We start from the raw sequence: 13,303 nt of genomic DNA, 5'->3' as shown, positions 1-13,303 counted from the left end.
TCACGGGAGTTCCTGTGGAACCGGGTCGATCGCGGTCAGGCCCTCAAGGAAGCCGATCCCGTAGAAGCTGTACTGTGCGGCGAGCAGCAACGGTACGAATGCGGCTAGCGGGCTCCGCCGGTCGCGGTAGACCTGCACCGTCGCGTATGCGCTGACGAAGAGATACGTGAGCGCCAACAGCGGTGCGTAGCGCGCTCTCCGGCTCGTTAGATCCGCAATAAGCGCACCTATGCCGCCAAACAACGCCGCTGACGGGAGTGGGGAGTACCAGCGGATCAGCTTCCTGTGGCGACGCTGGATGCGAGCCATCGAGTAGCCATACGAGCGGGACTTCCTCGTAAACGCCGCGAAGTCGGCCGAAAGGTGATGTGAAACTGCAATTGCCGGATCGAAGAGGAACCGGTAGCCGTCCTCGCTCAGTCGGAAGTGGAACTCAGCGTCCTCGCCGACATTGATGTCGTCCGCGAAGCGGTATTCCTCGAGTATCGTGGCGTCGTAGATAACGTTACAACACGCTACGGACCTGACCTCCCGGACACGGTCGATAGTGTGTGACTGTGGTGACCCGCCAGAACCGAACACCGTCCCTTGGAGACTTCCGACCAGCTTTGCGAACGCCGGATCGTCGGGGAACGGGCGGTTTGGACCACCGATTCCAGCGATATGGTCATCAGCATCGACGATCCGGTCGACGAGCGAACGGAGCCACGTCGCGGGAACCGCACAGTCAGAGTCGGTAAACGCGATGTACTCCCCCTCGGCCGCATCGATGCCGTGGTTCCGACATACACCGATTGTCCCGTTGTCGACGAGGTGAAACGCTGCGCCGTACTCGGTCACGATCTCTTCGGTGTCATCGCTACTCCCGCCGTCGACAACGACGACCTCGTACCGGTCCTCGGGGTAAGTCTGCTTGCTCAGCGACGACAGCGTCTCGCCGACGGTCCGCGCCGAGTTGTAGGTGACGACGACGATCGACACCAGCGGATCGGGAGCGCCGCCGCCTTGCTCTTCGGTCACGGTCGCCCGCTCGTGGCGTCTGCGAATAATCCCGTCGATAGCTCAACCCATCCCACGGCCAGCAGTACCGAGGACGCGCAGCCCCCCGGTGTTCGATCTGCCTGTCACGTCGACATCGGCCGGCCGGCCGAAGTAGAACGAGGGACGGGACCCGTCGAGGCGGCCGCTGACGGCAACGACGTTGTTCCGAACCGCTCCCCGACCACTCGGCGGCCCCCCGAGAACGACACCGCCGGCCCCTCGAGCGAGTTCGTACACGTACTCTACAGCTCCCGAGTCAACCACCACGTCGTCGAATCGCGCCCCACCGACTGGGCCGACGCGGACGAGCGAACTCGGCACGGACCGTTGATTTTCCGGTTCGTAATGGAGGCGACGGACCTGCAAGCAACCACCCCGTGAGTCGACGACCCGCCCGGTCGCTCCGCCGGTAGTGATGTCGCCGACGGCGATCTCTCCACCGCGCTGGTACAGCAGGTCGCTGTCGCTGCCGCTCCAGTCAGCTGACGGATAGGCGACGACGGTGCCGAACTGGTTTGCCGGGCCGTAGGAACTTCGCCATTCGATGAGGGCCTCCTCCTCGCCAGCGTCGCAGTCGTCCATCCGCAGGAAGTCGTGGCGGCACTGGAAGGGGCCGACCTCCTCGTCGACGCGATACACGGAGTTGTTCCACGCCCAGCAGTACAGCCGACCGATGTAGAAGTCAGCCGGGTCCGCGGGCGGGTAGCTGCCGGTATCGAGGAAGTGAATAGCGACGCCTGAGGGCTGGCTGGGCCCCGGGCCGCGAAGCTCGAAGCCGTCCAGTTGGACGCGATTAGCCCGCGGCTGACGGTCGAAGACGATGCCATCGGTGTTCGGTTCGGTGATGTGGAGGACGGAGACGTTCATCCCAAACCCGTAAATGCCGGTGTTCGGGTGTGGACGGACAGACTCACGTTCGGTGACCCGCCCCGGTGGGAGATAGACGCGTCCGCCGCTGTCGGCGACGGCGTCTAGTGCGTCTTGAACCGGCGTATCGGTGGCGTCGATGTCGACTCTGGTCGTGTCGAGGTTGTGCCCGACGGCGACAACGTGACCGGCCACGAGGTCGGTCAGGGCTCGCGGCGTGACTGTCGTCTCGGTGGGCATCGCGTCACTCCCTGACAGCGAACAGCCAGCAGTCGTTGAGGCAAGCAACAGCGCGAGATACGAGCGACGGGTGACCCGCTGGGTCACCGGAGCCACCTGCGAGAGGTATCCTGGGAGAACACACGTCCGTTCGGTCTCGCTTTCAACCCAAAGCGTTGTCGACGCTCACGACGGCCCGGAAAACATAACACTGGACTCGGTGTAGGTAGGGTGAACGTACTCTCTCGTCGCGTCGCGGCGTTCTCCCTCATGTCAGACGATGCTACCTCCCGATCCGAGTCGCAGTCCACATACCGGGTTCTTGGGTGTGCGACCGAACACCCCAGTCACCTCTTCCCGGTGCGTACACCGTTCAACCAGCGCTCCTTCGATGCGCTCAACAGTACCGGTGTTGACCTGGACGTAGTCTCACCGACTCCGTTTGCTCCGCCAATCGGTCCGTTCTCGGAGTACCGACACGTGCCGAGGACGGAGCGGTGGGGTTCGTACGAGGTCCACTACCCTCGGTTCCTCTATGCCCTACCGAAACGCTATTTCTATCATCTCTCCGGAAACTCGGCGCAGAAACGCATCACTCGCTACGTCGAACGGACGTTCGAGATCCCGCACGACGTGGTCCAAACCTGTGGATTCTACTTGGACGGCTATGGGGTGCTCGAGTACTGTCGACGCCACGACGTACCGCTGGTCGCACTGTCACACGCAGGGGACCTGAAAAACTTTGATCGCTTCAATGACACCGTTCAGTCGCACATCCGTGAGACAATCGACTACGCTTCAGCAATCCTGACCGTGAGCGACGAACTGGCTGAGCTCGCTCGGACGTTCACGAACGCGGACAAGGTCACGACCCTTCCCATCGGCGAGGACCCGGAAAAGTACCCGACCGACCGACGGGAGGCTATCCGAGCGGAGTTGGGTATCGACCCAGATACGAAACTGCTGTTATACATCGGGCGCTTCGAGAAAGAGAAAGGGGTTGAGGAACTCGTTGATGCGCTCGATGACTTAGATCGCGACGATGTGAGTATTGTCGCTGTCGGCCACGGCGGCGCGTTACGCTGGTGGCTGCTCGACGAACTGGGGAAGTTGCCGCACCCTGCTCACGCGTACTGGGAGTTGGACCCTGTCGCTGTACGACGGCTCCACGTCGCGGCGGACCTGCTCGTTCTCCCAAGCCACTTCGAGGCACGCCCGACAGTCATCTACGAAGCGATGGCTGCCAAGACGCCCGTACTCGCGTCGAACGTTGGCGGCATCCCAGAGATGATCGTTGACGGTGAGACTGGTGTTTTGGTCCCTCCCTACGACCCCGAGGCGTTGACCGAAGCGCTGGACTACTTGCTCGACGACCCGGCGCGATTGCGAACGATGGGTGCGGCAGGACTGCGACGACTGCTCGACAACGAGTGGACGTGGGCCCGCCACGGCCAGCGTATGAACGAAATCCACCGAGAGGTCATCGATGCCTGAGGTAAGTGTCGTCATCCCAGCGTACGAACGGGGTGATATGGTGGGTCGGGCCATCGACAGCGCACTCGCCCAGACGGTCGACGATATCGAGGTCGTCGTCGTCGATGACGGGAGTGAGGACGACACCGAGGCGGTGGTCACAGCCTATGACGATGAGCGAGTTCGGTATCTCGCCCACGAGACGAACCGCGGCGTGAGCGCCGCCCGAAACACAGGTCTCGCGACGGCGACGGGGGAGTATGTCGCATTCCTCGATTCTGATGACGAGTGGCTCCCGAACAAGCTCGAACGCCAGCTCTCGACGCTGGCCGAGCGCGGCGAGGGATGGGTCGGGGTCTACTGCGATGTGGCAACAGGGGGGCTCTCAGCGCTCGACCGGCTCGCGGCCGTCGTCTCCGATCGGGTTTTCCGCTCGGGAGCACCACGCGAGGGTGGCCGAGAGTTGGCGGAGGCACTGTTGTCTATGCAGGTGTTTATGGGACCGGGGTCGACACTGTTGGTCGAGCGCGACGTGTTGAACGCGACCGGTGGATTCGACGAAGGGCTGTCCCTGTTCGAGGACTGGGATCTTGTTCTACGAGTGCTCGCGGTCGGGAAGCTGGCGTACGTCGACGAGGCGCTGGCGGTCACCCACTTCACCGGCAACGCCTCGGCAAGCGCCTGCGTCGTGAATGACCGGCGCTTTCTGGAACGGAACGCCGACCTTGTCGCCGATCTTGAGTCGCGCGGCGTGCCAGTTGAGCGCATCCACCGGATGGGGCTTGTCGGCCACTTCCTTGCCGAGGGTCAGTTCGAGGAGGGCGTCAAGTATCTCGACGCGGCGACGCTCGTCCGACCCAAGAACCTCGCCCGGGTGGCCTTCTGGTCGGTGCTTGGCGTGCGAGCCCTCCTGAGGGGGGACCGATGAGCGACCCCTACGATGTACTGGCCTGTTGTATCCACCACCAGAGCCATCCACTTCAGGTTCGCTCCCCGTTCAATCACCGCTCGTTCGATGCGATCAACAGCACACACGCAGATCTCGACGTGGTCGTGCCGACACCCTTCGCCCCACCGATAGGCCCGTTCTCAGAGTACTCACGGGTTCCCAACACCGAGCGCTGGGGGAGCTACGTGGCTCACTACCCCCGATTCCTGTATATGATTCCGAAACGGCGGTTCTATCATGTCTCCGGAGATTCTCTCCAAAAGCGCGTCCCCCGTTACGTCGAACGGACGTTCGAGACTCCGCACGACGTGGTCCATACCTCCGACATCTATCTCGACGGATACGGATTGTTGCCGTACTGCCGGGAACACGACCTGCCGCTTGTGGTAACCAGCCACGCCGTCGACCTGCACAACTTTGATTCATTCAACGAGCAGGCACAACGGCGCATCCGTGAGACTATCGATTACGCCGCTCGTATCCTCGTAGTCAGCGACGAGTTGGCCACCGTTGCCCGGCGGTTCGCCCCTGAAGAGAAAGTCGAGACTGTTCCCATCGGCGAAGACCCCTCGAAGTTCCCCACCGACCATCGTAAGGAGATCCGAGCGGAGTTGGGCATCGATCCAGACACGAAGTTGCTATTGTACGTCGGGGCCTACACCGAACAGAAGGGCGTGAAGGAACTGGTTGAGGCGGTCGACGCGCTTGATCGGGAAGACGTGATGCTCGTCACGGTCGGCCACGAGGGCGACCTCCGGTGGTGGCTGCTGGACCAACTAGGTGAGCTCGCACATCCCGCCAGGTCTCAGTGGCGACTCGACCCAATGGCGCTGCGTCGCTGGCAGGTCGCAGCCGACCTCTTGGTCCACCCCAGCTGGACGGAAGGGCGACCAACGGTCATTTACGAGGCGATGGCGGCAGAGACCCCCGTCGTTGCCTCTGCGGTTGGGGGGATCCCTGAGATGGTCGACGACGGCGAGACGGGTGTGTTGATCCCCCCGAGGGACCCGACAACGCTGACCCGCGTACTGGATGAATTGCTTGACGATCCCGAACGCCTGCGGGCAATGGGTGCAGCGGGGCTCCAACGTCTTCTCGATCAAGACTGGACATGGAGTGCACACGCACAACGGGTGACGGACGTCCACGAGGCGGTGATGGCCGAATGGTGACTGTCACGGTCGTCGTCCCCTACAGCGAGCGATTCACCCCGCCGGAGATGCTTGGGGAGGCCAAAGAGACAGTGGCCGCACAGACGGTTAACACGGACCTAGTCGTCGTCGACGACGTCGACACCGGTCCGGCCGACGCCCGCAACGCGGGGTTAAAGCGGGCCACCACTCGATACGTCGCCTTTCTGGACGCCGACGACCTCTGGAAACCCGATAAGCTCGAGCGACAACTTGACCGGATGGCCGACACCGACTCCGGGTTCTGTCTGGAAGGTAAGCCAATGTCACTCGATGAGTTCGTCTACGGTATTATGGTGAATGAGTTGACGTCGTTCACTTCCTCGATGCTCGTCGACACTGAACGTGTGTCAGCCACCTTCGAGTCGGGATTGAATCGGGACGAGGACCGACTATACGCGCTGGAGGCGGCGACACAAGGCGGCGTATGTTTCTGTCCCGACTTGTTTGTCCGCCGTCACCACGACCGGAGTATGATGGCGAGCGGTATTTCAGTTGATGAGTACGTAGAAGCCTGTACGGAGTTCGCCTACCTCGCCGATCAACGAGTTCCTGCGGCGCATCCGTACCTGAACATCTACTACGTGCAGGCTTTCACGACTGTGGGGGTCGCACTCCGGCGAGAAAGAGAGTACGACCGCGCAGTGTCGTATCTCTTGCGAGCGCTTCGCATTTCACCGCATCCGTACACGCTTTGGCACCTGCTGTGGACGCTCTGGTATCGTACTATCCCGATCAGTCGAGAACAGTGATCAACCCCAAGAGATCCCCAAACGACGGCGACAAGCCGTGTCGCAGTGCGACTGACCCCGGGTACCGAACCAGAGTTTGGGACATCGTGTTGGCCAACTGGGTGTGTATCTCTTCTGACCCCGTTTGCGCGAGCAGTCAGAGCGAGCGCGATGATCTCGCTGGAGTTCGGGGGCGTCTGTGACCGAAGATAAACCAGCTCCCGTTCGACCGCTCGCAGGGTCGGTGATTCCTCGACAGCTGAACTTCGCGCGGGCGGGCGGTCTCCTCTTGGCGCTTGAGATCGTCGGCGTCATCATCGGGTTCGGGTCGACGGTGTATTTCGCGATGGCGCTGGGGGCCACAGCGCTGGGTGTGTTCTTCTTGTTCGAAGCCGCGCTTGGAACACTCGGGACGTTCGGAGACTTCGGGATCAACGGCGCGATCGAGAAACGGATCAGCGAGGGGAACGAGCCCGGTTCCGTCCTCGGCGCTGGGCTTCTCCTGAAGGGCGTGTTGGTGCTCGCACTGGTGTCAGTCGTTGTCCCGTTCCGCGGCAGCATCAACGCCTACGTCGGTGCTGTTGTGGTTGGTCCGCTGTTGGTGGCGTTAGTACTGTCTCAACTGGCGGTGCTGTCGGTCCACGTTATGCGAGCGGAGTTGCGAGCCGACGAGACGGCGATCCTCCAGTTCTTGCGTCTGGTGACATACGTCGTCGTGTCGGTCGCCCTGGTCCGGTTCGGTGCGGGCCCGCTGGCGCTAGTCTACGGGCTCATCGCCGGCTACCTCGTTATGCTCGCGGGCGGCTTGCGGCGGATCTCGACAGTTCCCACCCGCCCGTCGATTCGACACGTTCGAACCCTCGTCGACTATGCGAAATTCAATGGGATCTGGGGCCTTGGCGGCCACGCGTACAACACGCTTGACATCCTGGTTATCGGGTTGTTCCTCACGAGTGCCGACGTTGCCGCGTACGAACTGGCTTGGCGGGTGACGCTGATGACCGGAATCGTGGGCGGTGTTGTCGCTAATACCGTCTTCGCGCAGATGAGCGCGTGGGACGCCGCTGGGCAGCGTGATCGCATCTCGCCGACGGTCCGGGACGGACTCTTGGCGTCGCTGGTCCTCGTCATTCCCTCGTTCGTCGGAGTCGCACTGCTCTCCGAGCAGATCCTCGGGCTCGTCTTCGGGCCGGAGTTCGTCATCGCCGCGGCCGCGTTCGTCGTCCTGATGGGCGAGAAGTTAGTCGCTGCGGTGAACAACGTCTTCGACGCGACCGTTCGGGCGGTTGACCGGCCGGACATCGGTGCCTACGCGACCGTCGCGTCACTGGCATTGAACATCGTGTTAAACGTCCTGTTGGTCCCCCAATACGGGCTCGTCGGTGCCGGAGTCGCGACGGGAGTCTCGATGGCAATCAACACCGTCGTTCTCGGCGGATTCCTCCGTCATCTCATCCCGATCGAGTTCCCCGTCCGAGAGGTCGGGTTGTGTGTTGTGGGGGCCGGATTGATGGGTGGTGCAGTCATCGCAGCAGGGACAGTACTCCCGGCGACGCTGGTTGGACTTATCGCTCGGATACTCCTCGGCGGTGTCGTCTACGGAGCAGTCCTGTTCGCTGTTCCGACCCTCCGCGGGAAGTTCTTCGCCGCTGTTCGTCAGTTCAGCGGTTGAGTCGTGAACACGAGCCGAACTCGCGCCAGGCGCAGAACGTCGCACGACTTCCGGACTGGGGCACGGACAGTATCGCATTGAGCCCGTTCACATCTACTCAAGCGACGCAGCAGAGGTGGTGTCCCCGTAGATACCCGTGTGGCCATCCTCGCTGTAGTAGATGTGGGTGTGACTGGTGGAATACACCTTATTGACCGTGGCGTCGGTTCGCGCAAAGGTGTCGTCGCCAACGGCCACCCGTCCGAGCCCTCCGCTCCGGATTGCATCCCCCAGCGCGACGATGTGGTCGGTCCAGCTGTTGCGAACGACGAGGAACGGTGCGTCGGTGCGCACCCCTCCGGGCTCGGCTCGAAGCTGTCCGGTCGCGTTGAATTGAGATGTCTCGAAGGCCCGATTGGTTATCTTGTCGGTGGCAACGGGCCCCGCAGCGGACCGCTGGATGAACGCGGCTGTCAGACCTATGGAACGGTACTGGTCGTCGCTCATCGATACCTGTTCACGCGGTTCCTCAAGGTATACACCAGCGGCGTCGTCAGCGACAAGAACTGTGAACCCTGTTGCACCGCCCATAGCTGCGACGAGGAGGACGGCCACGGCGGCGTAGCGCCGGTCGACGGATAACACGCGTCCCAGACCCACGGCGACCGGGAAGATGGCCACGAGCGTCACAACGAACTTCAGCCGTTCTATCTGTGGGATGGAGATCGGGACCGGTAGGAGGAGGGCAGACAGTCCAAGTCCGGCGATGGTCAACGTGAATCCGCGCCTGTACGTCCCGAGGGCGTCGAACAGTTCATACCCAGCCAGAAGTAGGATCGAGGCGAGTCCGATGGCGTAGATGCCCGTCGCGGTCGACAGCCACTCGACGGCTCGGCCGACGCTGTCGACCGGCAGTGTCGTCCCGTAGGTATACAGCTGTTCGGCGGGCATCTCAGCCACGTCGAACAGCACACCGAGGCTTAGCTGGACGATCCCTACGGTGATGAGACTGGGCGAGTACGACCAGTACGCGAGCAAAAACACCCCGCCGACCACGCCGGGGAACAGCCAGCGGAACCGGAACCAGCGTCGACTGTGGGACTGTGGCCTGCCAAATAGATACGGCCGGATGAGCGATACCGGGACGGCGACGATTGCGACCACGGTGAAGAGGAGATACGTCAGGTGGTGGGTGATAACCATCGTGGCTACGAGGCCGACGACGAACACGGAGAGTCGCCGGAATGCACGCTCATCGACCGCATAGCGTAGCTGACTGTTGACGAATAAGGCAACGAGGATGAGGACGCTCGCCAGTGCCTGCGGATAGAAGTACACTGCGTGATAGGAGAAGAACTCAAGAATTGGAACCGACAGCGCCGCCAGGAGACCGAGGCGCCGAGAGCCGAACACGGACCGACCGAGGAGGTACGCGATCGGGACAACGAGCGTAAACAACCCGATACCGGTCAACACGAGCGCGTCGTAGCTCTCCAACCCCGTCGCGTACCGCACAGTCCCGACGACGAGGTGAAAGACGGGATAGAGGTCGTATCCGTGGGGGATCGCTGCCCAGTAACGTACCCGAAGCAGCGTGTCGACTGCAGCAACGTGAGCGAAGGTGTCGGTCCCGCCGAAGTACACATCGGTCGTGAGGTACTTCCCGAGTCGACCGGCGAAAAAGAGCGCACTGAGTTGGGTCAGCACCGCCGGAACCGACGGCTCGGCCCTGAGCTGCAGCGCGACTAGCCCTAGTCCGAGTGTGAGAACGACCGCGAACACAATCACTCGATCTCCTACTAGCGCAGTTGCGATAACACCGCCACCAGCCAGTACAAGGACGGCCTTAGTGACGAGGCTCGGTGGGACTCGCCGTGAGACTGCCTGGCGTTCACCTAGTGACCCGACGAACAAGAGCGCGGCGACGACGGCTCCAACAAGCGTGAACGCGGCTCGCACCAACGTTGGTCGTGGGAGCAAGCCGAGCACGTCCGCAGCCACCAGACCGACAGCGAGCGCCAGACAGACGCCGAGCGGAAGCGCCAGCGAACGGTGTTCGCGAGTGAGAACGGTCATAACCAGTCGTTACTCTTCCATCCGGTGGAGGTATCAAAAGCGTTGAGTCTCGTAGACGCGGAACGGATCGACGTACGGTATTTGCTCATCCGAGACGTCGCGGTCTGTATGTAAGTTTATGCATCTGCTACCCGAAAATAGTACGTGTATACTAGACGGACTGCACTGCGGTTGAGCGGTGTAGCACTGGCTGGTGGTTTGGCCGGCTGTGGCGGCGCAGAGTCGGAGCCGACGGACACACCAGAACCGACAGAGACGCCGACTGAAACATCGGCCAACACGACGGTCGATATGACCGACGAACTCAAATTTGAACCGCAGACACTGACGGTCAGCGTCGGCGACACCGTAGACTGGGTAACGACTGGCGCCGTCGCTCATAGCGTCACAGCCTACGAGGAGGATCTACCTGACGGTGCCGCCTATTTTGCGTCGGGTGACTTCGACAGCGAAGCTGCCGCCAGGCAAGCGTACCCAGAAGGAAGCGTCGGGCGTGACGAGGTGTACAGCCACACGTTCGAGACCGCCGGCGAGTTCCCCTACTTTTGTATACCTCACGAGTCGGGGATGGTTGGGACGATAATCGTCGAGTCAGCGTAGATACTCCTGCAGGCCGTCAGCCAGCGTGACGCTCGGTTCGTATCCCAATCGGTCGATGATCTTGTCGATATCGGCCACGCTGTGGCGGATGTCTCCCTCGCGGGCATCGACATGGATGATCTCGGCGTCCGGTGCGACCTCGTCGCGGATCAACTCGGCCACCCGGTTGATCGACGCCCGCGAGCCGGTGCCGACGTTGAACGCCTCCCCGGTGGCATCGGTGGTCGCCGCGAGCAGGTTCGCCTGCACAACGTCTGCGATATTGACGAAGTCGCGGGTCTGCTCCCCGTCGCCGTGAACGGTCACTGGTCCGCCTGACCGCGCCTGCTCGGCGAACGCGGAGATCGCACCTGCGTACTCACCGCCAGATTGGCGTGGACCGTAAACGTTGAAATAGCGCAACGCGACCGTCGGGAGGTCATAGAGTTCGTTGTAGAGCCGACAGTAGTGATCCCCCGAGAGCTTCTCGAGTCCGTACGGCGAGGATGGCTGTTTGGGTGCTGTCTCTGCGATCGGCATCGACTCCGGCGCTCCATAGATCGCTGCGCTTGAGGCGAAAACCACGCGGGCATCCGCCCTACGAGCGGCCTCCAGCACCGCAAGCGTTCCCTCAGTGTTGATCGAGTGGCTGACGGTCGGGTCCTCAACGGACCGGGCGACGCTGACGAGTGCGGCCTCGTGAAACACGATGTCGACACCCGCCACAGCGTCAGCTAGCGCTTCTTCGTCGCGGATGTCCCCCTCGATGAACGTTGCAGCGTCGGGATGGTTCGCGCCCCCGGAACCCGAACCATTGTCGAGGATCCGTACGTCGTTGTCCGGACAAAGTGCGTCGGCGATGTGGCTCCCAATAAACCCGGCACCGCCAGTCACAAGCACTGTTTGTCCGGTCGGAGGCTGACTCATACGCCTCCGTCGGCTGGGGACGACAAATAGACGCTGGTGGTCACTACGGCCGAGACGTGTACACCCACGGCGCACGGAAGAACTGGACGAGGAAGGCGACACCGACGGCCCCAGCAGCCGTGAAGAGAACGAGACCCGTAGTGGTGACCTCGAACTCGACGATGAAATTCCCGAAGCCGACAAAGTCGTCGTACGGATAGGGGGGAAGAATCGGCCATAGGAGGAAGGAGAACTCCTCAGTGCGCCAGTAATAGATCGCGACATAGGTGTCTCCGATGAGGTGTGCCAAATACCCGAGCGTGAACGCGAAACCGACCTCAGGATGACTGCGGTACCACGCGATAGCGACGATGACGGCACTTAGTGGGATCACGAACAGCAGAGAGTGGGCCAACGAGCGCCCGGATGGGACCGCATTGAACCACCACGCCAACGGCTTGTCAATGACGTCGGGGAGTTGGGTCCCGACGAGCACCGCGAGCAGTTCCACTCTTGAAACACGTCGACCCAATAGGACCACGACCGCAAGGAGGAGGAGATAGCCGAATGCGGCGTGTGTCCAAGGAAGCATCTAACATCCTAACAACACGACCGATTTTAAACTCCCCGCTATCGCTCCCGGTGGCGTTATACTCCACTGTGCCGTCAGAACGATTAATGACTACCCCACACCAGCGACAGTTTCTGTTATGGCAGGCCGGCTGGATGCTCACAGGCATCGCGCTACTCGTGACTATCGAGAGACTGACTGGTGAGCTGGTGTTTGTCGTTTCTTTCGTCGGACTCGTCGTCGTGACGGCGTTAACCGAACCAATCCACGCGACAGTCGACTGGCGTGGAGGCCTTCGCTGGCCGCTGGTAGTCGGAGCACTCGTCTTCGCCGTCTTCGTTGCCGTCCGTACTCTTGAGAAGTTCCTCGGCTCGCTATGACCACCGATAGGTGACCACGAGGACGCCATCTTTGACGGTCGCGTCGGCGGTGATTGGGGTATCAAGATACCGTGCGAGCGCGACACCGACGAGAGAGATGATCGGATGGTCGAACAGTTCCGTCGTCCCAATGCGACTTCCGGTGGCGGTGACTGTCACTTTCTCACCTCCAGTTGTCGCGCTCGCACGACCGGCGAGCTCGTACTCGTTAACCACGACGTCGACGAGCACTGCGAGCCGCTCTGTCAGTGTTCTCTCGTCAGCATCCGTATCGACAGTGGCCAGCAGTCGTTCCCCAATGGGGTTGAACGTCTCTCCGTCCACGACCAACGAGACGCCGTTATCGTTTGTTGGAAGGTACCGGTGTTCACCTGTTGGGGTCCGCCGTCGTGTATTGTTGGCCATCGTTGTGTAGATATCCGTCGCCACTGTTGCGGACACTGTCCACCCGGTGAACACGAACCGTATCAGCAGGGCGAAGAACAGGGCTGTCCCGCCCCACGCGAACAACAGCGTGCGGAACTCGGGAACGGCGAGCCCGGCCGCTACAAGGAGAACACCCAGCACAGAAAACACCACATCCGGGTTTCCGGTCTTGACTCGGTCACGAAGGCTGCCGCCAGCGGCGACCTCAGTCTCACTCATATCCATTCACCGACTGACCTGAGAG

Annotated in this window: 13 protein-coding genes; 7 read left to right on the top strand and 6 right to left on the bottom strand. The window is 61.8% G+C overall.

Annotation, left to right across the window (positions count from 1 at the left end):
* Both P0D77_RS16770 and P0D77_RS16765 read right to left on the bottom strand, forming a co-directional pair.
* Entirely contained in the window at positions 1-1,020 is a 1,020-nt protein-coding gene (locus P0D77_RS16770; RefSeq protein ID WP_277555867.1) for a glycosyltransferase, read from the bottom strand.
* 42 nt (positions 1,021-1,062) lie between these two features.
* Entirely contained in the window at positions 1,063-2,235 is a 1,173-nt protein-coding gene (locus tag P0D77_RS16765) for a hypothetical protein (protein WP_277555866.1), read from the bottom strand.
* Positions 2,236-2,358: 123 nt separating this feature from the next.
* Between P0D77_RS16765 and P0D77_RS16760 the strand changes: the two genes are divergently transcribed.
* From P0D77_RS16760 to P0D77_RS16740, 5 genes are all read left to right on the top strand, one after another.
* Positions 2,359-3,621: a glycosyltransferase family 4 protein gene (locus P0D77_RS16760; RefSeq protein ID WP_277555865.1), complete on the top strand. Its 1,263-nt coding sequence runs from the start codon at positions 2,359-2,361 to the stop codon at positions 3,619-3,621.
* Entirely contained in the window at positions 3,614-4,528 is a 915-nt protein-coding gene (locus P0D77_RS16755; RefSeq protein ID WP_277555864.1) for a glycosyltransferase family 2 protein, read from the top strand. The genes P0D77_RS16760 and P0D77_RS16755 overlap by 8 nt, the downstream gene beginning before the upstream one ends.
* Positions 4,525-5,721 (top strand): glycosyltransferase family 4 protein, encoded by a 1,197-nt coding sequence (locus P0D77_RS16750; RefSeq protein ID WP_277555863.1) that lies wholly within the window; start codon positions 4,525-4,527, stop codon positions 5,719-5,721. Before P0D77_RS16755 ends, P0D77_RS16750 begins: the two co-directional genes overlap by 4 nt.
* A gap of 47 nt (positions 5,722-5,768) precedes the next feature.
* Complete coding sequence (locus P0D77_RS16745) at positions 5,769-6,491, top strand: glycosyltransferase family 2 protein (protein ID WP_277555862.1); 723 nt, start codon at positions 5,769-5,771, stop codon at positions 6,489-6,491.
* Between the two features lie 223 nt (positions 6,492-6,714).
* Positions 6,715-8,142 carry an oligosaccharide flippase family protein gene (locus tag P0D77_RS16740; protein WP_277555861.1) on the top strand — a complete coding sequence of 476 codons (1,428 nt, stop codon included), beginning with the start codon at positions 6,715-6,717 and terminating at the stop codon, positions 8,140-8,142.
* Between the two features lie 93 nt (positions 8,143-8,235).
* On the opposite strand, the gene P0D77_RS16735 is transcribed toward P0D77_RS16740, so the two are convergent.
* On the bottom strand, positions 8,236-10,197 hold the full coding sequence (locus P0D77_RS16735) for a hypothetical protein (RefSeq protein WP_277555860.1): 1,962 nt from the start codon (positions 10,195-10,197) through the stop codon (positions 8,236-8,238).
* 144 nt (positions 10,198-10,341) lie between these two features.
* On the opposite strand from P0D77_RS16735, the gene P0D77_RS16730 reads away from it, so the two are divergent.
* On the top strand, positions 10,342-10,797 hold the full coding sequence (locus tag P0D77_RS16730; RefSeq protein WP_277555859.1) for a plastocyanin/azurin family copper-binding protein: 456 nt from the start codon (positions 10,342-10,344) through the stop codon (positions 10,795-10,797).
* Here the strand turns inward: P0D77_RS16730 and P0D77_RS16725 are convergent.
* On the bottom strand, positions 10,789-11,703 hold the full coding sequence (locus P0D77_RS16725; protein ID WP_277555857.1) for an NAD-dependent epimerase/dehydratase family protein: 915 nt from the start codon (positions 11,701-11,703) through the stop codon (positions 10,789-10,791). The genes P0D77_RS16730 and P0D77_RS16725 overlap by 9 nt on opposite strands.
* Positions 11,704-11,746: 43 nt before the next feature.
* On the bottom strand, positions 11,747-12,274 hold the full coding sequence (locus P0D77_RS16720; protein WP_277555855.1) for a metal-dependent hydrolase: 528 nt from the start codon (positions 12,272-12,274) through the stop codon (positions 11,747-11,749).
* 86 nt (positions 12,275-12,360) lie between these two features.
* Between P0D77_RS16720 and P0D77_RS16715 the strand changes: the two genes are divergently transcribed.
* The gene (locus tag P0D77_RS16715; protein ID WP_277555854.1) at positions 12,361-12,633 is read left to right on the top strand and encodes a DUF8044 family membrane protein; all 273 of its coding nucleotides are present in this window, start codon (positions 12,361-12,363) and stop codon (positions 12,631-12,633) included.
* On the opposite strand, the gene P0D77_RS16710 is transcribed toward P0D77_RS16715, so the two are convergent.
* The gene (locus tag P0D77_RS16710) at positions 12,628-13,278 is read right to left on the bottom strand and encodes a DUF7982 domain-containing protein (RefSeq protein ID WP_277555853.1); all 651 of its coding nucleotides are present in this window, start codon (positions 13,276-13,278) and stop codon (positions 12,628-12,630) included. The two genes, P0D77_RS16715 and P0D77_RS16710, sit on opposite strands and share 6 nt — an antisense overlap.
* Between the last annotated feature and the right edge of the window lie 25 nt (positions 13,279-13,303).

Source organism: Halobaculum limi (assembly GCF_029490015.1).
GTDB classification, from domain to species: domain Archaea; phylum Halobacteriota; class Halobacteria; order Halobacteriales; family Haloferacaceae; genus Halobaculum; species Halobaculum limi.
This window is presented reverse-complemented; position numbering and strand designations above follow the sequence as displayed.